The 25910-nt window shown below is 41.5% G+C and carries 22 protein-coding genes; all 22 read right to left on the reverse strand.

Annotated elements, in window-relative coordinates; all coding sequences use genetic code 11:
- Positions 1-708, reverse strand: coding sequence for a response regulator transcription factor (locus NSU11_RS09085; RefSeq protein WP_103132477.1), 708 nt, complete (start codon positions 706-708; stop codon positions 1-3).
- 142 nt (positions 709-850) lie between these two features.
- A complete protein-coding gene (locus NSU11_RS09090) occupies positions 851-2116 on the reverse strand; it encodes a glucuronoxylanase (protein ID WP_025093211.1) in 1266 nt (421 codons plus the stop codon).
- A 35-nt stretch (positions 2117-2151) separates the two neighbouring features.
- A complete protein-coding gene (locus tag NSU11_RS09095; RefSeq protein ID WP_034622046.1) occupies positions 2152-3690 on the reverse strand; it encodes a glycoside hydrolase family 43 protein in 1539 nt (512 codons plus the stop codon).
- A gap of 253 nt (positions 3691-3943) precedes the next feature.
- The gene (locus NSU11_RS09100; RefSeq protein ID WP_044334537.1) at positions 3944-4978 is read right to left on the reverse strand and encodes a Gfo/Idh/MocA family oxidoreductase; all 1035 of its coding nucleotides are present in this window, start codon (positions 4976-4978) and stop codon (positions 3944-3946) included.
- Between the two features lie 65 nt (positions 4979-5043).
- Positions 5044-6504: a CoA-acylating methylmalonate-semialdehyde dehydrogenase gene (locus NSU11_RS09105; protein WP_197172885.1), complete on the reverse strand. Its 1461-nt coding sequence runs from the start codon at positions 6502-6504 to the stop codon at positions 5044-5046.
- A gap of 19 nt (positions 6505-6523) precedes the next feature.
- On the reverse strand, positions 6524-7534 hold the full coding sequence (iolC, locus tag NSU11_RS09110; protein ID WP_197172886.1) for a 5-dehydro-2-deoxygluconokinase: 1011 nt from the start codon (positions 7532-7534) through the stop codon (positions 6524-6526).
- Positions 7534-8364, reverse strand: coding sequence for a 5-deoxy-glucuronate isomerase (gene iolB / locus NSU11_RS09115; RefSeq protein ID WP_135031631.1), 831 nt, complete (start codon positions 8362-8364; stop codon positions 7534-7536). Before iolB ends, iolC begins: the two co-directional genes overlap by 1 nt.
- Before the next feature lie 28 nt (positions 8365-8392).
- Positions 8393-10318: a 3D-(3,5/4)-trihydroxycyclohexane-1,2-dione acylhydrolase (decyclizing) gene (gene iolD, locus NSU11_RS09120; protein WP_135031629.1), complete on the reverse strand. Its 1926-nt coding sequence runs from the start codon at positions 10316-10318 to the stop codon at positions 8393-8395.
- 42 nt (positions 10319-10360) lie between these two features.
- Positions 10361-11146: a DeoR/GlpR family DNA-binding transcription regulator gene (locus tag NSU11_RS09125; RefSeq protein WP_197172887.1), complete on the reverse strand. Its 786-nt coding sequence runs from the start codon at positions 11144-11146 to the stop codon at positions 10361-10363.
- Positions 11147-11195: 49 nt separating this feature from the next.
- Positions 11196-12065: a class II fructose-1,6-bisphosphate aldolase gene (gene fba / locus NSU11_RS09130; RefSeq protein WP_197172888.1), complete on the reverse strand. Its 870-nt coding sequence runs from the start codon at positions 12063-12065 to the stop codon at positions 11196-11198.
- Between the two features lie 77 nt (positions 12066-12142).
- On the reverse strand, positions 12143-13558 hold the full coding sequence (locus NSU11_RS09135) for a sugar porter family MFS transporter (RefSeq protein ID WP_025093202.1): 1416 nt from the start codon (positions 13556-13558) through the stop codon (positions 12143-12145).
- A gap of 20 nt (positions 13559-13578) precedes the next feature.
- Positions 13579-14472, reverse strand: coding sequence for a myo-inosose-2 dehydratase (gene iolE, locus NSU11_RS09140; RefSeq protein ID WP_025093201.1), 894 nt, complete (start codon positions 14470-14472; stop codon positions 13579-13581).
- A 488-nt stretch (positions 14473-14960) separates the two neighbouring features.
- The gene (locus NSU11_RS09145; RefSeq protein ID WP_122631321.1) at positions 14961-16301 is read right to left on the reverse strand and encodes an alpha-glucosidase/alpha-galactosidase; all 1341 of its coding nucleotides are present in this window, start codon (positions 16299-16301) and stop codon (positions 14961-14963) included.
- A gap of 31 nt (positions 16302-16332) precedes the next feature.
- Complete coding sequence (locus NSU11_RS09150) at positions 16333-17163, reverse strand: carbohydrate ABC transporter permease (protein WP_326483882.1); 831 nt, start codon at positions 17161-17163, stop codon at positions 16333-16335.
- Complete coding sequence (locus tag NSU11_RS09155) at positions 17163-18095, reverse strand: sugar ABC transporter permease (RefSeq protein WP_122631420.1); 933 nt, start codon at positions 18093-18095, stop codon at positions 17163-17165. The genes NSU11_RS09150 and NSU11_RS09155 overlap by 1 nt, the downstream gene beginning before the upstream one ends.
- 30 nt (positions 18096-18125) lie before the next feature.
- Positions 18126-19382: an ABC transporter substrate-binding protein gene (locus tag NSU11_RS09160; protein ID WP_268416195.1), complete on the reverse strand. Its 1257-nt coding sequence runs from the start codon at positions 19380-19382 to the stop codon at positions 18126-18128.
- A gap of 218 nt (positions 19383-19600) precedes the next feature.
- Entirely contained in the window at positions 19601-20641 is a 1041-nt protein-coding gene (locus NSU11_RS09165) for a LacI family DNA-binding transcriptional regulator (RefSeq protein WP_342493887.1), read from the reverse strand.
- Between the two features lie 185 nt (positions 20642-20826).
- On the reverse strand, positions 20827-21519 hold the full coding sequence (gene alsE / locus NSU11_RS09170; protein ID WP_342493888.1) for a D-allulose 6-phosphate 3-epimerase: 693 nt from the start codon (positions 21517-21519) through the stop codon (positions 20827-20829).
- A gap of 17 nt (positions 21520-21536) precedes the next feature.
- Entirely contained in the window at positions 21537-22799 is a 1263-nt protein-coding gene (locus NSU11_RS09175) for a PTS ascorbate transporter subunit IIC (RefSeq protein ID WP_151863044.1), read from the reverse strand.
- A 25-nt stretch (positions 22800-22824) separates the two neighbouring features.
- Positions 22825-23091 (reverse strand): PTS sugar transporter subunit IIB, encoded by a 267-nt coding sequence (locus tag NSU11_RS09180; RefSeq protein WP_024425192.1) that lies wholly within the window; start codon positions 23089-23091, stop codon positions 22825-22827.
- 15 nt (positions 23092-23106) lie between these two features.
- Positions 23107-25179, reverse strand: a complete 2073-nt coding sequence (locus tag NSU11_RS09185) for a BglG family transcription antiterminator (protein ID WP_283860149.1) — start codon at positions 25177-25179, stop codon at positions 23107-23109.
- A gap of 282 nt (positions 25180-25461) precedes the next feature.
- Positions 25462-25902, reverse strand: a complete 441-nt coding sequence (locus NSU11_RS09190; RefSeq protein ID WP_342493889.1) for a rhs-associated protein — start codon at positions 25900-25902, stop codon at positions 25462-25464.
- Between the last annotated feature and the right edge of the window lie 8 nt (positions 25903-25910).

The following is a 25910-nucleotide window of genomic DNA, read 5'->3' on the forward strand; positions in this document are numbered from 1 at the left end:
TTACGCATCCTTTACAACAAATTTATAGCCAAGCCCTTTGACTGTGACGAGAAACTCAGGTGTTGACGGGGAATTTTCTATTTTTTCCCGAAGTCTTCGGATATGAACCATCACCGTATTGTCAGAACCGAAAAAGTCTTCCCCCCAAACAGTTTGATAAAGCGTTTCCTTACTGATGATCCGGTTCGGGTGCTGCAAGAAGTAGGTCATCAGCAGAAGCTCTTTCGGCGTGAGCTCAATGACCGTGCCGTTTTTCGTCAGTTCTGCTTGCTGCTCGTTTAATTCAAACGGCCCTTTTTTGATCACGGGATCGGCTTGAGATGACTGCAAGTATGAGAGCCGTCTCAGCTGCGCTTTCACCCGGTAGGCGACTTCCTTTGGGCTGAACGGTTTTGTAATGTAGTCATCCCCGCCGATGGCAAGTCCTACAATTTTGTCTGATTCCTCTCCCTTTGCTGATAAAAAGATAATCGGAACATGGGAGGTCTCTCTGATTTGTCTGCAAATATCATAGCCTTCACCGTCTGGCAGCATAATATCAAGTATGACAAGATCGGGCTGTTCTTGATGAAATTTCGTGAGCCCCTCACTGGCAGTTGAAGCTGTTATGACACGATCAATGCCTTCTCTTGTTAATACTGTGTTGATTAATTCCAAAATTTCTTTTTCGTCATCGATCATTAATACTTTGCTTTGATGCTTTGGCATACATTGATCACTCTCCTGAAGTCATTGCCATTATTATACCCAATGTAAGAACATAGTGAAAAAATCAACTTCCTATTTGCATAAAAAAAGCCAATTTCCTTTTGAAATGAGGAAATTGGCTTTTGGTGATTCAATTGATTTTTTAGCGTTTGACTACAAATGTTGTCACACTTTGAGCCGGGAGATGAGCCCAAAATTGATTACCTGATATATTTAAGTCTGTACCCGGCTGAAGGTTGCTGTTGCTGCTCGTAATCCATCTTGATGCTTGTGAAGCAGTTCCATTTTGCATCACAAAGTGCTGATTGACTCCTGTATTGTTTTTGTTAATCGCGACAATGACGACCTGATTGTTTCCTTTGTAGGCAGATACGAAAACATTTGGTTCAGGACTTTTCGTTGCATCAATTCTGACGTATCCTGGGCGTACAAATTTGGAGAAATGCGCCATGTTGTAACCGCGTTTACTGATCAGGCCATCTTCCTTCATAGGGCCGTAGGATCTGCGGATGTACCACCAAACATATGCCTGAAAGTCCCCTTCTACCATCGAATGGTGAATATGCTCTGAAACCCCTAATGCCTCAGGCCAGCGGTCCGCTGAATTGTTATCGCTGTTCGGGTAGTAGACCTCTGTCATCCAAAGCTCCTTCCCCCCTCCTTTTTGTTTGAACAGAGGATACGGAAGCTGGCTGATTTGGGTTCCGTACAAATGGGCTCCGAGAATGTCCATATTTCCTAGCGCCTGCGGATCATTTAAGATAGGATCTGATATATTTTTAAGGTATTGAAAGGATTCTGGTGCAATCACGCGGGCATTAATGGATCCGGCATTTTCTCTCATGAAACGCAGGATTTCCTGAGGAGTCCACCATGTCCATTCATGTGCATAATCGGGCTCGTTTTGTACTGATATCGCATAGAGATTGACGCCATTATTTTTCATATACGTCACAAAATCGTTCAGATGCTGAGCATATGCAGCGTATTGATTGTATCTCAGCCGCTTTGCAGTTGTACCATTACGGTTGAAAGTCTCGACCATGTGGCTTGGAGGATTCCAAGGTGAAGCGATCACTAAAGCTCCATGCTCTATTGCTCTTTTAGCTGTGGCGACCTCTCTGTGCCAATTATTTCTGTTCTCATCTACAAAAATTCTTAGAATGGAAAACCCTAATTGATTCTGCCCATTGCCAAAAGCGGTTTCCCTTTGAGGTGCGGTCAAATCACCAATCCAAGCCGGGTGGTTCATTCCGCCAAAGCCGCGAATCACTTGTCTTTCTGCATTGATATTAATATTGGCATCTGCTGCTGAAACTTCAGTGACGCCAGGTCCGATGAACATGACAGACAGCATGGTGAAGCAGATCAATAAAGTACAGATTGGTTTTTTGATCATTGACATCAAATTTTTCCACTCTCCTATCATTTTGTCATCCTTTGTTATTGAGTAAACCGCCAGGAATCAAACTGAAATAGGTTTGAACCTGTTCCAGTAAAGACAAAAAATACGTTGTGCACGCCAGCTGCTCCGTTTACTGTCGTTTCTACTTCTCGCCAATTGTTTGTTCCGCCTGTGGAAGGGACATTTAGTGTCCCAACGAGTCTGCCGTCAGGGCTTCCGAGGCGTACTTCTATTTTTCCGCCTGCATTTGATGCTACATTCGCTTTAAATGTTCTTGCGCCGTTTGATCCAAAATCGACGTTACTGGCAGCCACCCAATCTCCGTTTTGAATGTTTGTGACATGCTGGTTATTGACCGGTCCGCCTGGAGCTGAAGAGGCCTCTGTCAAAATGCGTCCATTCCATGCGAATGTTTCAGCTTCTACCCGCTGATAAGGATTCAGGTTGGAAAGCTGTTTGACCCCTTCAAAATTGGCTGCAACCTCTCGAAGGGAGCCGTCAGCATTATGCACAAGCTTATTTATATGTGGAGATCTGTAGCCTTTTCCTGCCCCGTATAAGGCAGAGCTGACCGTTTGGGTATGATACACGACATACCACTCGTTTTTAAAATTGAACACAGCATGATGGTTGTTACCGCCTCCACCGAAAAATGCACCCGGATTTTTCAGGAAGTGCCCTCTATACGTAAAGGGACCCATCGGACTTGAACTCGTCATATAACCGATCTCACCAGGTGGTTTATCTGCTGGGTGGGAGCCGCCAAAGTTGATGCAATAGGAATAGTAATAGGTTCCGTTATACTTATGCATCCCTGAGTCTTCAAACATAAAAGGAGCATCAATGGTCGAGGCGCTGCCCACAACACTTGTCATATCAGGCCCTAGTTTTAAGACTCTTGCTGTTTTCGGATTGGCCCATTGTCCCTGCGTTGGATTAGAACCGCCTGGTACGCCTCCACCGGCATATAGATACCCAGTGCCGTCATCATCTACAAAAACGGCTGGATCAAACAGCCATACAACCCCAGACATTCCTGGTGTATTTGGTGTGACGAGCGCTTTTCCGATAGGATCTGTCCATGGACCGATTGGGGAGTCTGCTGTCAGAACACCAATCCCTCCGCCGCTGTTCGCGAAATAAAGGAAAAATTTATCTTTCCCATTGATTTTTTTCACCGCCGCTGATGGAGCCCAGGAAGCACCTGCCCATTTAGCGATCCCTTTGCCGCCATTTGCTCCATTTGCACCGGCTACTGGAATCGCGCCATGATCTGTCCAGTTCACCATATCTGCTGAAGAGATGACGAAGACCCTATTCAAATTGGCAAAAGAATTATCCTTAATCGTTCCGTTGCTGTGATATTCATAGTCATCACTCGACATATAAATGTACACTCTTCCGTTATAGGTGAGCGCAAACGGATCAGCGCCCAAGTGGTGGTCTATGAGCGGGTTTGCATTTCCTACACGTTTTGCAATTGTTGTGCTTGCCGCACTCGCATCATATACCGGTAAAAAGCTCAGTACCAAAGCAAAAATCAATAAACCAACGCCGCACTTCATCCTCGTCCTCATCGTTTCATTTCCTCCTGTTTTCATCTTCCTAATATTGGGGTTTAGGCCCAATTTCAAAATATGTTGATAGATACTGATGAAGAATGAATAGAAAGAATGATTTCTAGGGCAAATCCTTGCTGGAATCACGATGAAAACCCTTACTTTTTGACTAGAAGACAACAAAAAATGCAGTCTCCCATGATGGAGCTGCATTTTTTCTTTTTTGGAATGAAAAAGAGACTGCTTTCAGCAGCCTCTTCTTTTGAATTGATTATACTTTTTCAGGGACAAATGATTGATGATAAAAGGCTGGACGTTCTTGGAGATGGATTGGTGTTGTCTCACCAGTTGCCTTTGCTTTAAGACAAGCATCTGCTGTTACGGCAGCTACATATCCATCCCAAGCAGTAGGTCCATTTACTTCTCCTTTTAAGGAGGAATTGATCCAATCCTGCAATTCTTCGTCATAGGCTGCTTTAAATCGATGCTGCCAGTCTGTTAAGATATTTGTAGATCGTGTTGCCTGACTATGCAAAACGACACTGGCCGGATCAGGCAGACTTGCAATCCCTTTTTCACCGACAATTTGACACTGAATGTCATAGCCGTACTGACAATGAACGAATATTTCGCTGTTGATGATGGTTCCTTGTTGCGTCTTCATGATCACTATTAAAGGATCTTGTAAGTGCTCAGCAGCTTGCTGCGTTTTTTTAGGTGCAATGACTTGTACGGATACGTATTCATCATTTAGTAACCAGCGGTGGACATCGATTTCATGAATGAATGTATCGACAATTGACATATCTCCTGTATATGTGTCAGGGACGGTTTGGTTTCTATGTGCAGCATGAATTATTAATGGTTCACCTACTTGTCCTTCATCCAGTACTTGTTTTAAAGCGCGATATCCCGAATCGTACCGGCGCATATATCCAACCTGTACGAGTAATTTCCCTTTCTTCATTTCAGCCTCGACTATACGAATGCAGCCTTCTGCTGTGGTTGCAAGTGGTTTTTCACAAAAAACAGGTTTATTAGCTTCAATAGCAGCTAACACATATTCTTCATGTGTCGGCCCCCATGATGTGACGATAACGGCATCTACCTCATCTGATTGAATGAGTTGATGGCCATCCTCATAAATACGTGCATCAAGGCTGAATGCATCTACGATAGCTTTTGCCTGCTGTCTGTTTACATCGGTAACAGCCACCACTCTTCCTTTAGACAGCGTATTTGTAATTCGCTTCATATGATCTTGACCAATGGCACCTATACCAATAACACCAATCTTTAATTCCATCTTGTTACCTCCTGTATTTGTGCTTTTTCGCACAGCTGTTTTGAAGTTGATAGGAGTATGTTGTATTACATATAACGAGCGGTGACCATTTTCTTTCTAGTATAAAATTCAACACCGTCCGTGCCATTTGCGTGCAAGTCGCCATAGAATGAATCTTTCCAACCTGAGAATGGGAAAAATGCCATTGGTGCTGGAACGCCGACATTAATACCTAACATGCCTGCATCAATATTCTCGCGGAATTCCCTCACACTTGATGCACTATCAGTGTAAAGGCAGGCACCATTTGCAAATTTAGACTCATTGGCAATTTCAATAGCATCAGCAAGCGATGAAACGCGAACAATGGATAAAACTGGAGCGAAAATTTCGTCCTGCCAAATTTTCATTTCTTTTGTTACATGATCAAAAATAGTCGGTCCGATAAAGTATCCTTCTCCCTCTGTTTCACGATCTTTGCGGCCATCACGAATGAGACTCGCTCCTTCTTCAATACCTGATTGAATATATTGAAGCGTTCGTTCTTTGTGACTTTCCCGAATGACCGGGCCGAGGAAAACATCTTCATTCATGCCATTTCCAATGACCATTTGATTGGATTCAGCGATTAATTTTTGAATGAGCTCGTCAGCGATATCTTCTTCTACTGTGACAACAGCTGCAGCCATACATCTTTCTCCAGCAGAGCCAAAGGCAGCACCAACAATTTGTTTGACGGCTGCATCTATATCTGCGTCTTTTAGGACAATGGAGTGATTTTTAGCCCCTGCAAGTGCTTGGACACGTTTGCCATGCTCTGTTCCTTTTTTATAGACATATTCTGCGACTGGCTGGGAGCCGACAAACGATATGGCTTTGACCTTTTGATGTTCAAGCAGGCCGTTAACGACATCGTGAGCCCCATTGACTATGTTAAGAACACCTTTTGGAAGACCCGCTTCTTCAAACAGCTCTGCTAACCGTGCCGCAAGAACAGGCGTACGTTCTGAAGGTTTTAAGACAAACGTATTTCCGCAGGCAATGGCAAGCGGGAACATCCAGCAAGGAACCATCATTGGAAAGTTAAATGGCGTAATGCCGCCAATGACGCCAATAGGATAGCGGTACATGCCTGATTCAAGTCCAGTCGCAATATCTGGCAGCTGTTTTCCCATCATTAAAGTTGGGGCACCGGCTGCGAATTCGACGCATTCAATGCCTCGCTGTACTTCTCCGCGTGCTTCAGTTAAGCTTTTTCCATTTTCGAGCGTAACCAGTTCGGCTAATTCTTCCCATTTTTCGACTAATAATTGCTGATATTTAAAGAGAATACGTGCACGTCTTGGTACAGGGGTTTTAGACCAGATGGAAAACGCTTCTTTTGCTGCTTGAACTGCTCGTTCTACATCTTCTTTTGTTGATAGGGGAACTTCTGCAATGATTTTCCCTGTTGCTGGATTATAAACGGGTTCAGTTTGACTTGTTTCAGCATTTACCCATTCTCCTCCAATATAATTTTTTAATGTTTTGACAGTTGTTTTAGCCATGGTATTCTCTCCTCTACGATTAAATTGGTTGTGATTGTTCAACTTTTGTTTCGATCATAAAGTCTTTGATTTCTTTAACTGTGGGCATGGCATCTGATGAACTATGCTTAGAAATTACGATGGAGGCAGAAGCGCTTCCAAAACGCATAGCTTCTTCAATGGACATGTTGTTCATCAGTCCATAAATAAAGGCTGAAGCATATGAATCACCCGCTCCGAATGTTTTGAGGACCTTTGTTTTAAAGATGCCGCCTCGATATGACTGTCCATCCTGTGTATAAGCGATGGAACCATCACCCCCATGTTTAATAACAACGATTTTGGCATGGTGTGAAAACCATTTTTTGGCGGTTGATTCATCATTTGACGGTCCATCTGCTATGAGTTTTTCCATCATATCAAACTCTTCTCTTGTGCCGATGATCACGTCTGATTTTTCAGCAGCTAAATTGTAATAAATCGCTGTTTCTTGCTCGGTTTGCCAAGTGTATGGACGATAATCCAGGTCAAAGAAGACAGTTACGTGATGCTTACGTGCATAATCAAGTGCCACAAATACTGCTTCTCTTGATGGACTTTTTGCTAGCGCAGTGCCTGAGATGAGTAAGGCTTTCGCCTTTTTGATATATTGTTCAGATACTTCTTGGACATCGATTTTTAAATCTGCTACATTTTCTCGGTACATTAAAATACTGCATTCTTCGGGACTCTTAATCTCAGTAAAAGCAAGACCCGTGACAGCACCAGATTGATCTATGACAATGCCGTCTGTATTGATGTTGTTCTTTTCCAAGTAGCTTGTTGCAAAACGTCCCATCTGATCGTTAGCGACTTTTCCAATGAATCCAGATTTCATACCGAGCCTTGCTAAACCAATGGCAATGTTGGCTGGAGACCCCCCGACGTATTTTGTGAAAGTCATCGTCTCTTCCATCGGCCGATTCAGTTCGTTCGCATTTAAATCAATACATAATCTACCCATTGCAATAACATCAAGCTGCCGATCTTGTTTAAATGTTAAGTCTAGCATCAGCGCCCCTCCCTTTTCATACTCAATTTGTTTTTCATCACCCATTCATGTTCAGCATTGTTATGAAACTTCCAAGTTCTCACTGGACCTGCCATGACATTCAAATAATAGATTTCATAGCCTGGTGGTGCTGACACAGGGTGATATCCTTTTGGTACAAGAACGGCGGAACTATCTCTTACAGCCATTGTCTCATCTAGTGAAAGATCATCTGTATATACTCTTTGTAAAACAAAACCTTGTTCTGGGTTTACTTTGTGATAATACGTTTCTTCTAAATAAGATTCGTGCGGTAAATTATCTTGATCATGTTTATGCGGCGGATAGCTCGACCAGTTTCCTTCCGGTGTAAATACTTCTACAACAAGCAGGTGGTCAGCTGGTTCATGTTCGGGTAAAATGTTGTGAACCTGTCTTGCAATATTACCTGCGCCTCTATGTTCAACCCCTACTCGTTCAGGAAGAATGAGACGAGCTGGATATGTGCCTTTTCCAGGTGCACTACAAACGGCGATCTCAATATCTGTTATGGCTTCAATTTCGTAATGATCATCGTTTGGTATATAAATGGAGAAAGGAGGTGTTTTCTCAAAAACATTCATTCGTTCCCCAATTTCTTTCCATGTCTCTTCTTTCGTTTGGAGATGAAGTTTACCTGAGAGAATGACAATGCACACCTCATTTCCACCTGTTTTTTTACGAAGGTTTTCACCTTTTGCCAATGTGTACACCTCAAAGCCAATATAGGTCCAACCTGCTGATTGAGGTGTGATGCTCAGCACCTTTCCCTCTTTGTCTCTTTTTTGTTTCGGTACAATTAAATCAGCCATTATGCACACACCTTTCATGTAGCTTTTCTTAATATTGTCTTGCTTGTTTTAATTTTTGCTGTTTTTCTTCATATTCTTTTTTGATCTGTTCTTTATCAGAGATTTCTGAGATACCTACGTTCCACCATGAGTCACCGTAACCTGCTGTCATAGTTTTTGGAAGTACCTTCACATCAATCAGGGTACTGACTGTCTGCTTTTTAGCATCTTCAACCGCAGATTTCAGTTCATCGAGTGTATGAACTTCATATGTTTTTGCTCCATAACCTTTTGCTGATTGTGCAAAATTGATTTTCATAATCTCTCCATCAAGCTGTCCTGTTTTCTTGTTTCTTTTTCGAAATTCAGTCGCAAAACTGTCCATTCCATGGCCCATTTGCAAATTATTAATACAGCCAAAACCGGAGTTGTCAAAAAGAATGATATTAATCTTATAGCCCTCTTGAATGCTTGTGACAAGTTCACTATGCAGCATTAAATAACTGCCATCACCTGTTAAGGCATACACTTCTTTGGTTGGTTCAGCCATTTTCACTCCAAGTGCAGAAGCAATTTCGTAGCCCATACAAGAGTATCCATATTCAAGGTGATATGTGTTTCGCTCTTTTGTCACCCACATTCTCTGTAAATCTCCTGGGAGACTGCCTGCAGCACATGTAATAATGGCGTCAGATGGAATCCATTCGTTTAAACAGCCAAGTACAGTCGTTTGAGGTAGCGTTGTATGAAGTTTTTCCTTATATTCATCTAATTCATGATCAAAGTGGCTTTTAATTTCAGGTGTAAAGCCTGTTTCAGTGTACTGAATATGATGAAGCCGATGTAATTCTTGTGCCCAGCGCTGCTTTGCTTCTTTGATTTCATTTTGATAACCTGTTTGATAGTTTGCTAGTTCATCCTTTAATGCAAGGAGTGCCATCTTCGCATCAGAAATGACTGTTGTTGCATCTAATTTAGATGCATGGTAATCGGATAGATTGATCGTTAAAACATCACTGTCTGCGTATAGCCGTTTAGATGATGTTGTAAAGTCTGTAAATCTAGTGCCGACGCCAATAATAAGGTCAGCCTTCTGAGCGAGTTCATTGGCAGCACTATTGCCAGTGACACCAAGTCCGCCTACATTTAATGGGTGGCTGCTTTCAACACAGCTTTTACCAGCTTGTGTTTCACTAAAGGGTATATGAAAAGTTTCAGCAAATTGGACAAACTCGTCAGCCGCCTCTGAGTAACGCACCCCTCCGCCTAAAATCAAGAAAGGCTTCTTTTTCTTACGAATGAGTGCCGCTGCTTCTTGAATACTTCTTGCTGAAGGTGCATATCTGTCTAAAAAATGCGTCCGCTCTTGAAAAAAAGACAGCGGGTAATCCCATGCTTCTCCTTGAACATCTTGAGGAAGCGAAATTGTGACCGCACCAGTATCTGCTTGATTTGTTAAAACACGCATGGCGTTAATCAGTGCGGACATGAGCTGTTCTGGTCTTGAAACCCGGTCCCAGTATTTACTCACAGCCCGAAAGGCATCATTCGTCGATAAACTCAAGTCGTATGTTTGTTCAATCTGCTGAAGTGCTGGATCTGGCTGTCGTGTGGCAAAGACATCACTTGGGAAAAGCAAAAGTGGAATTTGATTCGCTGTTGCCGTTGCAGCAGCTGTGATCATATTGGCAGAGCCAGGCCCAACGGATGAGGTGCAGGCCATTACTTGTTTACGTTGCTTTTGTTTTGCGAAAGCCGTTGCAGCATGTGCCATCCCTTGTTCATTTCTTCCTTGATATACCTCGAGTCTTCCAGGGTTTTCTTGAAGGGCTTGACCGAGCCCCAACACATTTCCGTGACCGAAAATAGTAAAGATTCCTTTGATAAAAGGCTTTTTTTCACCGTCATATTCAACGTACTGGGCATTTAAAAATTTGACCAATGCTTGACTCACCGTTAATCTGATTGTGTCCATTTTTTCCCCTGCCTTATCTGAAAATATTTTTGACATGTTCCTTCATGTTAAAGTTTGCTGACTTTCATCTTGTGAAGGAGCAACGATCCATTTGATTTGATTCTTTTTGAAAAAGGTTGTATAGGAGGTATCCAGAGAATCGTCAGTGATTAAGTAGTCGATTTCATCCAGCTGGCAATATGTCAACATCGCATATTTATTGAATTTTGTATGATCGACTAATAGAATCACTTCTCTACCTTTTTTGACGACCATTTCCTTCATGCTTGTTTCTACTGGCGATGAATTTGTTACTCCATTTGAAATAGAGACCCCTGTTGAGGCCATAAACACTTTATCGAAGTTGTATTGAAGTACATCATTTGTATTAGTAATGCTGGAAAATGATTTCGTTTTCCGCTCTAATTGGCCGCCAGTTGAAATGACTTGAAGCTGAGTGTAAGGCAATGCTTGTACAATAAAGTCTAAGTTGTTCGTGACAACCGTTAATTCCTTTTCTTTTATAAAATGAATCATTTCTAATGTTGTGGTACCAGAGTCAATAAAAATGACATCGCCATCATCTACTAATCGAGCCGCATCTTTTGCAATCCATCTTTTTTGAAGTTGGTTTCGTGTTTGTCTGTCATGAAATGATTCAAGCCTTGCATGATTGGCTGCTACTCCCCCATAAACTTTTTGGATATGTCCTTCTTCAACGAGCTTTTGAACGTCTCGCCTAATCGTATTTTTTGACACCCCAAAGGTTGAGACAAGATCATCTAACGAGACAGACTGATGTTGGATCACATATTCTTTTATTTGCTGGATTCTTTTCGTTTTTATCATGCTTAATCTTCCTTTTCATCTTATCTATGGGAGTGTCTGCTAGATGTGATCAAACACGCTGACTTGATCCAAATTGTTGGATTTTCATCTTGACAGCTTGTTTAATGGCTTCTGTACCAGGTGTTAAAATTGTTTGTGGATCATTGGTTGCTTTGTTTTTAGTTAGTTGAGCTCGGACAGCTTGATTCCAAGCTTCCAAGCATTCAGTGTTGACATTGATTTTTGCATGACCAAGTGAGATTGCCCTTTGAATCTGATCAACAGGAATGCCTGAACCGCCGTGTAAGACAAGCGGAACGTCTGTGAGTTCAGCTATTTGCTTCATCTCATCAAATCCTAGCTTCGGTTCTCCTTGATAAGGGCCATGCACTGAACCGAGTGCTGCGGCCAAGGCATCAATTCCTGTTTCTCTAACAAGACGCACACATTCGTATGGATCAGCATAGATGATATTTCCTATCAAGCCATCTTCCATTCCTCCAACAGAGCCAACTTCAGCTTCGACAGATACACCTCTTTTAGAGGCATAATGAACAACTTCTTTTGTCATGGCAATATTTTGTGAGAGAGGATAGGAAGAGCCGTCTATCATGACTGAGCTAAATCCTGCATCAATGGCAGCTTTGCACCGAGAGACAGTCATGCCATGATCTAAATGTAAAGAAACTGGGACACTGATCTCCAAATCTTTCATTAACCCTTCAACCATGCCTACAATCGTGTGAAAGCCGCCCAAATAATCAATGAGCCGGTCAGATGCTGCTAAAATGATAGGAGATCGCTCCTCTTTTGCCGCAAGTAAGATGGCTTTCACCCATTGCAAACCATTGATATTCATTTGTCCTACTGCATATTGTTTTTGTTTTGCTTCATGCAGTATGCTTTTCATTGAAATGAGCTTTGAATCTATTACTTTCATCTATTGAACACTCCTTACTGTTGAAACTCCATTTTCACAAATTGGTTCGACACCATCTTTGTTTTCATCCCTTTTATTTAAGACAGTGTTTGATGATCTGTTGTGATGTCAATTGATGTTTGATCGTGCTTACGGAAATTCATTTCTAGTTCTTCAAGTGTCAGCCCTTTTGTTTCCGGTAAGCACTTCACCACAAACAAAATAGACAGGACTCCGAAAGCGACAAAAACGAAGAAAGTCATCGAGAGGCCGATCTGAGCAAGTAATATTGGGAACGTCAAACCAATTAAAAAGTTCACCATCCATAGACAAAATACACTTACCCCCATACCAAGCCCCCGCAGCCGAAGAGGAAAAATTTCTGACAGCATGAGCCAAGTGACAGGAGAGATGGCGCCTTGCTGGAATGAAAGAAATGTAATCGTCAAAAATAAAATCAAATATGGAAGAAAGGCTGTTCCTGCAAAAAGATTAGAGCAAATGCCGATAGACAGTAATGTAAAGGTTGTTCCAATCAAGCCTGAAATTAACATAGGGCGACGTCCTATTTTGCCAAGCAGCCAAATGCCAACAAATGTAGCAAGGACAGAGATAACACCATTCCCAATATTCCCAATTAGTGCTGCCTTCGTTTCGAAACCTGCATCTTTTAAAATTTCTGTTCCGTAATACATGATGGAATTAACTCCTGTGAACTGCTGTACAACCGCAATTCCTATGCCGATAAACACAAGCCGCCTAATCCAAGGCGTGGATAAATCTTTTAAAGTCGCTTTATCTAAATTCACTTCTTCCCTGTAAGCGTTCTCTATTTCGAGCAACTCCGTTTTCGCCGCTCCTTTTGAGCGAATGCGGTGAAGTACTTGAAGTGCTTCTTTGTTTTTCCCCTTTGTTACAAGCCATCTTGGGCTCTCTGGCACTTTTAGCATACCGAAGAATAAAATAATGGCTGGAATCGCCGCAATTGGTAGCATGATGCGCCATACATACGGGTTCTCTCCAAATATATTTCCAATCAATGCATTACAGGTAAAAGCAAGTAATTGACCGGATACGATCATCAGTTCATTTTGTGTGACGATTCTTCCGCGATTTTCTGCTGGAGAGATTTCAGCTAAAAAGGCTGGAACTATGACTGAAGCTCCTCCAACTGCAAGCCCTAATAAGAATCGGAATAAGACCATTACTTCAGCGTTTGGTGATACAGTACATCCTAATGTAGAAAAAAAGAATAGAGCGGCTAAGTAAAAAATAGTTTTACGGCGTCCGAACCTGTCTGATAAACGTCCGCATATGACTGCACCTAATGCTGCACCTAATAATAATGCACTTGTCACAATCCCTTGCATCAATGCTGTTAAATTTAACTGATTCGGTAAAGACATGTAAGGTAATGCACCATTTAATACACCAGTGTCATAACCAAAAAGAAGTCCTCCAAAGGTCGAAATTAGGATAATAGATCTTAAATTGGTTTGTTGACTTTTGTTCATGGTCTTTTCTCCTGTTCTCTTTAAGAATGAATAGCCAAGTTTTCATCAATATACTGACGAGCCTTTAATGCATATTCTAAAGGATGGGCAATCGCAGGATTCTGTTCAGCTTCTATGACGATCCACCCTTTATAGCCATGACTGATTAACAAACGGTATACTTCATTAAAATCGATACAGCCATCCCCAGGTACTGTAAACAATCCATTTAAGAAAGATTCAGAAAAAGACAATTCTTTTTGACGACAGCTTTCCATCACTTCTTTTCTCACATCTTTAAAATGCACGTGCTGGATACGGTCGATATGCAGCTTGAGCAAGGATAAATAATCGCCATCTGATACGTAAATATGTCCAGTATCATATAGAAGGTGAACATACCGAGGGTCTGTTCCAGCTAAAAGACGTGTGACATCTGATAAGGTTTGTACCCCTGTTCCGAGATGATGATGATAGACTAGTTTGAGATGATAACTGTTTGCTATTTGACCTAATTCATTGAGACCTTCTAAAAGCAGTGCCCATTCCTCACCTGTGAAAGATGGCTGATGCTGATAGATGTTGATGTTTTCTTTTTGAATGGAATACGTTTGCTCTGAGACAACAGCTACACTAGCATGAATGTCTTGCAAGTACTGACAATGCTTTTTGAATGCTTGTATTGAAGCCGCTAAACCATCTCGGATCATATAACTGCTAAACCATTTTCCAGCTATTTTTAAATTGCGAAGTTTTAGTTCTTTATTCAAGACAGCTGGTTCTGGAAAGAAACCACCTGCTTCAGTTCCTTCAAAGCCAGCGACACAAATATCACTTAATAAATGAGATAGTGTGTTTTCGGCGCCAAGTGCTGGGATGTCATCGTTCCTCCATCCAATAGGCGCGATGCCCCATAAAATTTCTTCTTTAGACACGTTGTTTGTCACCATCCTTTTATTCATCATCTTTATTCCCATCAAACTTTATCACGAGTTAACCAATATAGTGATAATTAATTGGGTAACTTGTGGTTAAGTTTGAGGTAATCATAATATTAAAAGCGCTTTCAGTCAATTATTTTTCTGAATTTTTTCTATTTATTTGTGATTTTTTGTATAAAAAAACCTGATGGCATTTGCACATCAGGTCTTGTTCCTTATTCATTTATTATAGATTTGACTTAATTTTAATGATAGATTCACCGTAATGCTTCATGGATTCTTTTAGTTCTTCAATAAACTTTTTCACATATGTTTTCATAATGAATGACTCCTTCGTTTTTCGGATTCTTTCATTATGAAGACAGTGTGTTTTATTTGCAAAACAGATGAAAGCGTCAACAAACTTTCAATTCATCCATTTGGCTCTTTTTCCTGTGATTTTCACCCACTCCTATTTTTTAAAAAAAGATTGATTGGCATGATTAATTTGATGACGGTGATGAAGCGCTATACTGTGTAGCCCCTTTGTAGGCTGGCAGTCTATCCCCATGCGCTTCAATGAGGTCGTCGCAAAGATTCACGATGTCATCAATTGATAATTCAGCGCTTGTGTGTGGATCCAGTAGAGCTGCTTGATAAATGTGTTCTTTTTTACCGCTGATCGCTGCTTCAATCGTCATCAGCTGTGAGCTGATATTCGTTCGGTTGAGTCCTGCCAATTGTTCAGGTATTTCTCCGACATAACATGGCATGATGCCGCTTCGATCTGCCACACACGGTACTTCTACACAGGCTTTTTCAGGCAGGTTGTCAATGAGCCCGCCAGTGTTCAGAACATTTCCGCCAAATTTAAAGGGAACGTTCGTTTCAATCGCTTCAATGATCCGGGAACCATATTCTTTTGAGCGGGTATGTGTGATCTGTGTGTTTCCCACAAGGTCATGCTTCATTGTATTCCAATTGTTGATTTGTTCCTCGCAGCGTCTCGGGTATTCATCGAGAGGAATGTTAAACTGACCGATTAGTTCAGGGTACCGTGATTTGATGAAATATGGATGGTATTCGGCATTGTGCTCTGAGGATTCTGTGACATAGTAGCCGAATTTATCCATCAGTTCAAAACGAACCATATCATGATGCCTCGATTGCTGCTTTTCTTTTGCTCGTCTTTTGATTTCTGGATACAAGTCTTTTCCGTCCCGTTTTACTTCTAATAACCATGCCATATGGTTAATGCCGGCGATTTTTTCTTCAATGCCTTCATGATCCATTTCAAGAGATTCAAATAGGTCCTTTGTACAGACTTGCACACTATGACAGAGACCAATCGTTTGAACCTGAGTATAGCGCAGCATCGCACCTGTCAGTGTGGCCATTGGATTCGTGTAATTTAACAATAAAGCATTTGGACAAACCTCTTCCATATCCTTTGCAAAGTCTAGCATGACAGGAATCGTCCGAAGGGAACGGAAGATGCCGCCGATCCCTACCGTATCCGCGATCGTTTGTCTTAATCCGTATTTTTTTGGTATTTCAAAATCAATGACAGTACTTGGCCGATAGCCTCCAACTTGGATGGCATTGATGACATATTTTGCATCCTTTAAGGCTTCTTTGCGGTTGTGATAGGACTGGATGGTCACGTTTGCACCGTAATTTGCTTTTAAATGCGACAGCATTGTTTCTGATTCTTTCAGCCGGTTGTGGTCGATATCATATAATGCGAATTCAAACCCTGCAAGGGTGGGAACAAACAGACAATCTCCTAATATATTTTTAGCAAACACGGTACTCCCTGCACCGATAAATGTAATTTTAGACATAGACGACTCTCCTTTTCACATCCATATTGGGCTAGCCTTTGACAGAGCCTTGTGAAAGCCCTGCGATAAAATATTTTTGCAAAAGTAAAAACATCGTGACCATTGGCAACATCGCAATGAGTGCAGCTGCCCCAACGAGCTGAAGCTGATGCTGATTTTGACCAAAAAAATGGGATAAGGCGACTGTGAGTGTATGCATCTCTTTATCTTGCAAAAAGAAGATAGCAAATTGATAGTCGTTCCAAATATACACGCAGGCAATGATTAATACAGAAGCCGTAATGGGCTTCAGAAGCGGAAAAACGACTGTGAAAAAAACTCTGAATGTCCCTGCTCCATCAATACGGGCAGCTTCTTCAAGCTCCTTTGGAATTGTCGACCGGATAAAGCCTGCGTATAAGAAAATTGTCAGCGGCAAAAAAGCAGCCACATTATTTAAAATAGCAATTTGATAGGTATTCATCATCCCGATTTGAACGACCATTTTATAGAGCGGGACAAGGGCTGTAAGCGGTGGAATGACCATAATGGCAATAAATAAAACATAGACTGCTTTATTCAGCTTTGTGTTCCTTCTTGCAAGCGGATAGGCTGCAAGAGATCCAAAGATAATGAGCAATACAGCGGAACTGAACGTAATGATCACTGTATTCAAAAAGGACTGGCCAAGCTGAGCCTCTATCCATGCTGTGCGGAAGTTTTCAAGATGCAGTGCTTTCGGAAACAGCCATTTTGAACTAAAATCTCCTATCCCCTTTAATGATGTCGTCACCAAAATATAAAATGGAATGAGGTGCAGCAATGTGATCAATAGTGCGAGGACGGAGTACCATCTTTTCTTGCGTTTATAGGCGTTATCCATCACACCTCGGTCTCCTTTCGTTTGAAATAAATCAGCGCTGCGACACTAATGACAAGGATGATGACTGCCATGAACACCCCTTGCGTCGCTGCATAGCCTGCATCCTGACGTTTGAAATACAGATCATACATAAAGGTCGACATGGATTGCGAGGAATCTCCAGGTCCGCCGCCCGTGAGTGCCACAATGACATCAAAGAGCTTGAGCCCGCCAATGACATTCAGCACAACATTAATGGTGATCGACGGCATAAGCAGCGGCAATGTAATCCGCCTGAATTGCTGGAAGCTCGATGCGCCGTCTAATTGCGCCGCTTCATAATAATCCTTAGGAATACTTTGAAGTCCTGCTAAATAAATGATCATCGCAATCCCCACGAATTGATATGTGTTGACAAGCACGATGATCCATGTGTTTAATTCTGGGTTGCCGAGCGCATTTATTTGATCAAATCCAAAAAGCGTCACCACATCATTTAAGGCACCGCCTTGGTAAGCAAACACAAAATACCAAATATAGCCCATCGCAATCGGGCTGATCATGACAGGTAAATAGATGACCGTTCTTGTGATGGCTTTCATCTTTAAGCTTTGATTTAATAAAAGAGCATATCCAAGTCCGATGATATTTTGCAAGATGGTGCTCCCAATTCCATAGAGAAGCGTGTTTTTGACAACAAGCCATGTCGCTTGATCCTGAAGCAGCCTTTGATATTGCTCAAGACCAATCCATTGATAAGTTTGTGAGAAACCGTTCCAATTCGTAAAAGAAAGCTGAATGCCGTTCAAAAAAGGATAAATGATAAAGGTACTGACGACGAGAACAGCTGGCATGTACATCCACCAAAGTGATGAATTCTGGCGTTTTTGCCTCTTTACTTTTGGTAAAGAGGTGAATGCGGCTGGCTGCTTTGCTTTTGTGATGTCATTCATTGGCTTCACTCCTGTTTCAGCATCCATCAGCTATTGTTTTTTCAGACGCTTATATTCCTCTTCCATTTTCTTTGATAACTGTTCTGGTGTGATCGAGCCTGCTAATAATTCTTGACCCGTTGTTGCCATGACCGCCCACATTCCGCTTGGTAAGTATTTTCGATCGAAATACGGTTCAATCTTTACCTGTTCGTATTGATCGTAAAATGTAGAGTAATAGTTTTTCGCTTTCACTTGTTTTAGAGCTGTTTCAGAGGATGTGCCCTCTGCGATTTTTTTTGCGTTTTCAGGTTTTGCTAAAAAATCGATGAATTGTTTTGCTTCTTTTAGATGCTTAGAGTCTTTCCAAGCAGCAACAGTAAAACGTTCTCCGCCAATCCAGCTTTGTTCATCTCCTTCATGAATGGCTGGAACAGGCATCGTGCCTACTTTGATGGATGAATTCAGCTCTGTTGCTTCAGGTCCTAAGGATCCTCCGACAAAAGTGAAGGCGATTTTGTTTTGTGCCATGAGTTCGGGCGCTTGAGAGAGTTTCGCTGTCAGGACATCCTTGTTTAAAAGGTCTTGATCCTTCAGATCTTTCATGAATTGTGCAAGCGGTGTATAGAGAGACCAATCAAATGATCCGTTTTCAAGTTCCTTTCCGTATTGATGCTTTTGATCGGTGATTAATAAAGGCGTCGCCAGCTCATCAAAGACTTGGGCAATATTTGAGTTATCTCCTCCTGGTATCCAGAGCGGCACAACATCTCCTTTGCTCTTTTCTTTCACTGTCAGCAAAGCAGATTTTAATTCATCAAGTGTTCTAGGCACTTCTATGCCATATTCCTTTAATAGATTGGCATTAAAGCTAAGCCCGTCTTTTGCTTGATTCAGCGGATAAGCGTACACTTTCCCATCTTGGTCTTTTAAAATCTGGTCGAGTGAAGGATCAAGCTGTTTGACCCAATCCATCTCTTTTAAATCAGCCACATACTCGCTATAGCGCAGTTTGGCCCAGCCATGTGTATCAAACAGGTCTGGCATATCGTTTGCTCCCATTTTGACGCGGATCATATCTTCATAGCTGTTGCCTGGGAAATTAGCATCGATTCGAATCTGCTCATGCTCCTTCTCAAACTCGCGAATGACTTCTTCAAACGCTTTTCTTTCCCCGCTGTTGCTCATCGTTGAAAATAGCGTCAAGGTGACCTTTCCATTTGCTTCAGATGAGCTGTTATTACCGCAAGCAGACAAAATCATGGTCAAGAACACGGCTGCAGTCAGCAGCATGATTTTTTTATTCATGGTTTCCTCCTTTTAATCACTGAAAATTCAGACGATAATCGGTAGAATTCATGCAGTTGCGGAAACAAAGGAAGTCCATTATACTGGAATTCTATTCTTTTCTAAGAGATAAGAGAGCATACCGGCAGGCTGCCTTGTTCTTAGCATGATCTGGCCATCATGCTAAGCAGCTTGCTTTCTGCTTTTTTGTCTCTTTTTTGTGTGCTGAAATCTATGGTTCACCCCCTTTCATGGATGAGACATGTACTGCCTCGCTCGATGAGTGTTGTTGGCACGACGACTTTTAGAGGAAGTTTTCTTCCGTTTATTCTCTCAAGCAAAAGTTTCAAACCGACTTCCCCCATTTCTTCTGTATATACTTTGACGGTCGTAAGCGGCGGGCTTGAAAATGACGCGGCTTCAATGTCATTAAAACCAACAATGGATACATCTGAAGGTACGTGTAGACCGGCTTCATGCAGAGCGCGCATTGCGCCGATTGCCATAGAGTCACTTCCGATGAAAAAGGCTTGCGGCAGTTTTCCCTTTTTGATCGCTTGCTGCATAAGCGTATAGCCTTCTTGCATGGAGTATTCACCAATGTGGATGTCTTCCATATGAAGAGCTCCCGCCTCCTGCATTCTTTTTATAAACGTCGTTTGTCTTTCGTCCTCAATCACAGCATTACCTTCAAAATAATGCTCCCGCTCTTTCCCGCCAATATAGCCTAGATGTGTATAACCGAGAGATTGCAGATGACGAATGGCGCGATCTGCCGCTCTGACAAAATCCACATGTACACAATCATACAAATCTTCATCCGCATAATGATTGATAAAAACAATGTGTTCCATTCGATTTGTCATTTTTTCAACTGTATCCGGGCTGATTCGTCCAATGACGATCAAGCCGTCAATATCCTTTAGCATCGCCCCTTTATCCATGCTTCTTAGGCGAAAGGTATGGAGAGTGGACAAGCCTTGTTTGGCATATTCTTTTTCAATTCCTTTTCGAATCGATGAAAAAAAGGGATCATTTAATTCTTCGTCAATGGATTGAGCGACAACGACACCGATGACTGGGGATTCAGATGGGCTTTTTTCTTCTGCTTGATCGGCTTTTCTTGCTCTCACTGGGGTATAGTTTAACTTCTTCGCAATGTCGAGGATGTTTTGTCTCGTTGCATGTGAAACGGCAAGCGTTTGATCGCCATTTAACACACGGGATACAGTAGAAACGGACACTTTTGCATCATGAGCAATATCTTTGAGTGTGGTCATAGGCAAACTCCTCATCGTTATTTGACTAAATATTTACTAAAGATATTTGAAGGATAACATATAAATAAAGCGCTTTCAATTATGAATTTGTGATTTTTATGTTGTTTTTGGGTAAGTTTTGGTGAATGAATTGTGTTTTAGTAAAATTTGCGTAAAAAAGAGGATGGTTTTCATCCTCTCTTTTACTAACGTGATTCGATTGAGGCTGTTTCTTTTGCAAATATTTGCTTCATTCTTTCCCAAGCAGTGTCGAGTTCTTTATGAAGTCCAAATAAACCTGAGGTGCCGATGATGTAAATCTCATTTCCAGCCTCAGCAAGCAGCCGGAACGTGCTCTCATTACAAGAGCCGTCTACTTCAATTGAAAACGAGTATCCTCCGTGTTTTTTGATATCTCTCACCTGTTTAATTTTTTGAAGCATTTCTTTAATAAAAGGCTGTCCGGCAAAGCCTGGATCGATTGTCATGATCGTCACTCTGTCTATTAAATGAATAAAGGAATCTAATGCTGCAACTGGTGTGGCGGGATTTAGAACAAAGCCAACATCACATTTTCTTTGGTGAATATGCTGGATGATTCGAAAGGCATCTTTTTGCACGACTTCTGGGTGTAAACAAATCATCGTTGCGCCTGCATCAATACATGCATCGATTAAAAATTCCTGCGGATGTTCGGCCATTAGATGAACATCAATCGGTAAATTTGTCAGTTTCCGAAGCTGTTCAATGAAAAAGGGTGATAACGTCATATTCTTCACATAATGCCCATCCATCACGTCGACATGGTACCGGTCTGCTCTCGTGTTGAGAAGATGAATTTGTTCACGGAAGTGCGTTAGATCCATGCACATCAGTGAAGGTGAAAAAACGGCTGTCATTCTCAGGCTCCTCCTTTTTACAGCTGAAATAAAAACTTAATCAATCCAATCAAGATTCCGATGATACCAAAGTCTGTATCTCCAAACGTTGTCCCTTCAAAGCCAAGGGCTCCTAACACAGGTAATAAACAGGCAGGTAAAAAGGAAAGAAGCAATCCATTTACAAAGGCCCCAGCGACAGCACCTCTAACCCCTCCTGTTGCATTGCCATACACCCCTGCTGTAGCACCGCAAAAAAAGTGCGGGACAAGTCCAGGGACAATGACAGTTAAACCAAACAAAGGTAAAAGAAAAATGGATACGATGCCTCCTGCAAAGCTGCATAAAAAACCGATAATGACCGCATTTGGCGCAAATGGAAAAACGGTTGGCGCATCAAGTGCCGGCTTTGCCCCCTTCACGAATCGATCGGCAATCCCTTTAAACGCAGGCACGATCTCGCCAATGGCCATCCGTACCCCTGCTAAAATAATGTACACACCAGCAGCAAACGTAATCGCCTGAATGAGAATGAAGACAGCGAAGTTCGTGCCTCCGCTAATTTTTTCAATAAAAGGAATTCCTGCAAACGGTGCAATCGCAAAGAACAGCAAAGCCATCGTAATCGAAATGGCAACAGATGTATCTCTTAGAAAACCGAGTGATTTAGGGACTTGAATGGTTTCCGTTGATTTTTCAGGAGAACCAACCCATTTACCAATCATTCCCGCAGTAAAATAACCGAAAGTACTGAAGTGTCCGAGCGCGAGATCATTGCTTCCGGTGACTTTCCTCGTAAACGGTTGAAGGATTGCGGGTGCAATGACCATAGCTGCACCTAATATCATGGAGCCAGTGGAGATGAGCAGCCACCCGTGCATGCCGGCTGTCGAAAGAACGACGGCGAGCATCGCCGCCATATACAACGTATGATGACCAGTCAAAAAGATATATTTAAAAGGTGTAAATCTTGCAAGTAACAAATTGACCAGCATACCAAAAATCATGATAAGTGCTGTCTGTGTACCGAATTCCTTTTGAGCAATGGCGGCCATAGCATCTGTATTTGGGACAACCCCTTGAATGTGAAAGGCTGCTTCAAACATCTTTCGAAAAACCCCAAGTGAATCAGAGACGACTGTAGCGCCCGCCCCTAATATTAAGAAACCCATGGTTGTTTTCAAGGTGCCTGACACAGTGTCTGCAGCTGATTTTTTCTGCAAAAGTAAACCGGCTAGTGCAAACAAACCGATGAGAATGGCAGGTGTGCCCAATATATCGTTCATGATCAGTTCTATCATGATGTGAATCCCCCTTTTTCATGACTTAAATGTGTTGACGAAGGACGTCTTTAATGGCTTCCTGGTCTAACAAATTGTTTAAGCCAGCCACATTCCTTGTGCCGTCATTCAGCTGGTCAATAATATCAGCTGCTCCGATATAAAGGTCTGCTTGTTCATTTTTACTTGTACTGAGATCGGTATGATCCACTTCAGCTTTAAGACCTAATTCTTCTAATGCTTTTTTGACATTCATTTCTACAATAAAGCTGCTTCCTAACCCGTTTCCACATACAACAAGAATTTTTTTCATTTTCTTACTCCCCCTTTATACTTGTGAAAATTGATCAATTAGTTTTTGAACCGATGCTAAATCTTCTGCTTCCATCAATTGTTTCGTGCGTTTCTCTTCACTTAACAGCATGGTTAGCTGTTTGAGTGCTTTCAAGTGGCTCATGCTGTCAATAGCGGCTAACACAATGACGAGCCGCACCTGCTTTTTTCCATCCTTTGAAAACGAAATGGGCTGTTTGAATGACATGAGCGTCATGCTCAATTTGTTCACGCCATCCTCGGGCCTTGCATGTGGAATGGCCACTTGTGGTGCAATGACAATATAAGGACCATTTTGATGAACAGACTGTATCATGGCTTCTACATAACTTGGTTTAATAGCATTTTGATCAAGTAAAGGCTGCGCCGCTTTTGTAATCGCCTCTTGCCATGTGTCTGCTGTTTGGTGGAGCTTGATGGTTTGTTCTGTTAATAAATCATTTAACACTGGGTTCCACCCTTTCTGATAGGATACATATGTGGGATGTAGCAGCTCCCGAATGTCATGAAGCAGTGCTTGTTTATTTTGTACGATGGTATGCTGCTGAATGATGTTGAATAAAGCGTTTACATGCTTCTCGTCAATCTTCGTTTCTGAGCCTTTTCCGTATTGAAGTAATGTTTTTTTCTCATAGGCAGTTAAAATAGGATGAACGAGATGAACTGGTTTTCCTTTAAACGAAATAGGTGTTGTGGACACAACGAAATCTGCATCAACTGCTGCTAATTCTTCATATGCACGCTTTGATAACAGTCCGCGTACTTCAATATAGCCGATTAATTCGAGAAGCTGAGTTTTCAGCATGTTACTTGTGCCGATTCCTTCTCCGCAGACAATGTATACAGAACGCCTGGCAATGGATGAAATTCCTTCTCTTCTCATCCAGCTGCCAAAATGCATGGCGAGATATGCAATTTCATGGTCACTCAACTTTGAACAGGCCGCCTTTTCTAAATGACATGCAACTTTTTGAGTGATTTCAAACACTTCTGGCTGTGCTTTTTTTATAGAATCCGTCAGTTCGTTGATCATACCAATGTGATAGATGAGCCTGTAATAGGCTGGAATTAAATGCATTGTTAAGTTTTGCTCCAATGCTTTTGGTTCTTGAAAGGAAATACAAGCATATCGCTGAAAGTCAAATATCATTTGTCTAGCGATGGTGCGAATGAGATGTTCTTCTGGTTTTTTAATTGATGGAAGTTTTTGTTTTTTGGCACTGAGCCATAAGGTGCTAAGAAAATAGATCTCATCATCATGAACAATGAGACTGGCCTCTTTTTGAATCTGTGCCATGAAACGAATAGCCGCCAAGCATTCCTCTGTTTCCTGCAATGTTCGCTTTTCTTCGTTTGAAATGTGTACAGCATGCCCCAGCTTCATCCGCTTGAAGTAGAAAAAGAGATCCAAAGAGAGCTGATCCAGCATCTCATCTGCAAATTCAAGCTTAAGTTCTTGTTCTGACTGCTGGAGGAGATGGTGTACCCGTTTGGATGAAATAGGTCCCTTTAACCAAAACGACGGAAACGTTTTTTCGTTTTTTATCATGGTGCGAATGAAATGTATATAAGGTTTCAGTGCCAATCGAATGGCCCTTTCGTCTCCTGAAATGACATAGCCGCTTGCTGCCTGATAGCGGAGTGTGATCTCCTGCTTTGAAAGCGCTTCTTTTAGCTGTTTCATATCCTCGAGCAATGTATTTCGGCTCACCTTTGTCATCTTCATAAAATCATCAATTCTTAGGCAATGCTCGCTGCATGCAATGGTTAAAAGCAAGATAGCCCTTCGTTCCTTTACACATGGTTCATAATCGTGACCAACAAGAATGGTATCAGCTTTTTGAATAATGATTTCTTTTTCATGAGGATTTAAATAATAGCCAAGTTGGCCTTTTCGCTGCACACCACTAAGCTGATGAGTTTCTAGCCAGCTGTTCATTCGCTTGATTTCAGCGTAAACGGTTCGAGTCGAAACGTTCATTCGATTCTGCAAATCTTCTATTGATAGATAAGATGTCGTATGAAGCAGCATAGATAGTAACGTCGTGCCCCTTTTGGTTAAGTACAGTTGGAATTCCTCCTTTCTTCCCTTTGCTTATAAGTCTAATCAACTCACATGCATCAAAGAAGTCCAAATGTCTTCAGCACGTGCTGTGCAGCGATTGTGTTCTCTTTTCATAAGAAAAACACACCATTTGAGTGTGCTTTCAGGCTTGTATACAAAGAGTCCTTTCTCTTCTTTTACGTGTTTGCGAACCAATAAACGCAAAAAACCTTGAATGATATAAAGCCAGCCAAGGTTTTTTCACTTCTTATCATCTTTTATTTTTCCTATACGTGACGTTTAAAATTATTTTTTGTTTAAACTAAACCCAAAATCCAAATCGTTTTCAAATGAAATACAAATACACCAATCGCCTTCTAAGGATATAAAGTAGTGGTGCTGTGGGATATCTAAAAAATAGACTAGTAACTCTTTTAAATGTTTTAATCCAAACTGGTACCCAAACTCTGTAAGGTTATCCCCTATGTAAATTACTTGTAAGTTATTATCTAAATATTTTTCTTTTAATTCAGTTATAAATAGAAGAGCATCAGAAAGTAACGATTCATGATTTGAGCTCTTACTATAATGTTTATTGGTTTGTAACCAATCTATTTTTGAACCAGCAAAATCAAATTTTTGTTCTATTAAATCTAAATAAATTTTTGGGTTTTTATGTACTTTGACATATTTAATAAGGTCTTTTAATTCCAAATCCTTTATTAGATCTTCATCATAAGAATTCAATAAAATTA

It is taken from the genome of Bacillus sp. FSL R5-0712 (assembly GCF_038593285.1).
GTDB classification, from domain to species: domain Bacteria; phylum Bacillota; class Bacilli; order Bacillales; family Bacillaceae; genus Bacillus; species Bacillus safensis.

Bases quoted from the DNA above. Each gene is read 5' to 3' on its own strand.
- NSU11_RS09160 (WP_268416195.1), bottom strand. From the start codon at position 19,382: ATGAATAAAAAAATCATGCTGCTGACTGCAGCCGTGTTCTTGACCATG.
- NSU11_RS09180 (WP_024425192.1), bottom strand. From the start codon at position 23,091: ATGAAAAAAATTCTTGTTGTATGTGGAAACGGGTTAGGAAGCAGCTTT.
- NSU11_RS09085 (WP_103132477.1), bottom strand. From the start codon at position 708: ATGCCAAAGCATCAAAGCAAAGTATTAATGATCGATGACGAAAAAGAA.
- NSU11_RS09105 (WP_197172885.1), bottom strand. From the start codon at position 6,504: ATGGCTAAAACAACTGTCAAAACATTAAAAAATTATATTGGAGGAGAA.
- NSU11_RS09095 (WP_034622046.1), bottom strand. From the start codon at position 3,690: ATGAGGACGAGGATGAAGTGCGGCGTTGGTTTATTGATTTTTGCTTTG.
- alsE (WP_342493888.1), bottom strand. From the start codon at position 21,519: ATGACAGCCGTTTTTTCACCTTCACTGATGTGCATGGATCTAACGCAC.
- NSU11_RS09165 (WP_342493887.1), bottom strand. From the start codon at position 20,641: ATGACCACACTCAAAGATATTGCTCATGATGCAAAAGTGTCCGTTTCT.
- NSU11_RS09175 (WP_151863044.1), bottom strand. From the start codon at position 22,799: ATGATAGAACTGATCATGAACGATATATTGGGCACACCTGCCATTCTC.
- iolD (WP_135031629.1), bottom strand. From the start codon at position 10,318: ATGGACACAATCAGATTAACGGTGAGTCAAGCATTGGTCAAATTTTTA.
- iolB (WP_135031631.1), bottom strand. From the start codon at position 8,364: ATGGCTGATTTAATTGTACCGAAACAAAAAAGAGACAAAGAGGGAAAG.
- NSU11_RS09155 (WP_122631420.1), bottom strand. From the start codon at position 18,095: ATGAATGACATCACAAAAGCAAAGCAGCCAGCCGCATTCACCTCTTTA.
- NSU11_RS09135 (WP_025093202.1), bottom strand. From the start codon at position 13,558: ATGAACAAAAGTCAACAAACCAATTTAAGATCTATTATCCTAATTTCG.
- NSU11_RS09145 (WP_122631321.1), bottom strand. From the start codon at position 16,301: ATGTCTAAAATTACATTTATCGGTGCAGGGAGTACCGTGTTTGCTAAA.
- NSU11_RS09125 (WP_197172887.1), bottom strand. From the start codon at position 11,146: ATGATAAAAACGAAAAGAATCCAGCAAATAAAAGAATATGTGATCCAA.
- NSU11_RS09150 (WP_326483882.1), bottom strand. From the start codon at position 17,163: ATGGATAACGCCTATAAACGCAAGAAAAGATGGTACTCCGTCCTCGCA.
- fba (WP_197172888.1), bottom strand. From the start codon at position 12,065: ATGAAAGTAATAGATTCAAAGCTCATTTCAATGAAAAGCATACTGCAT.
- NSU11_RS09100 (WP_044334537.1), bottom strand. From the start codon at position 4,978: ATGGAATTAAAGATTGGTGTTATTGGTATAGGTGCCATTGGTCAAGAT.
- iolC (WP_197172886.1), bottom strand. From the start codon at position 7,534: ATGCTAGACTTAACATTTAAACAAGATCGGCAGCTTGATGTTATTGCA.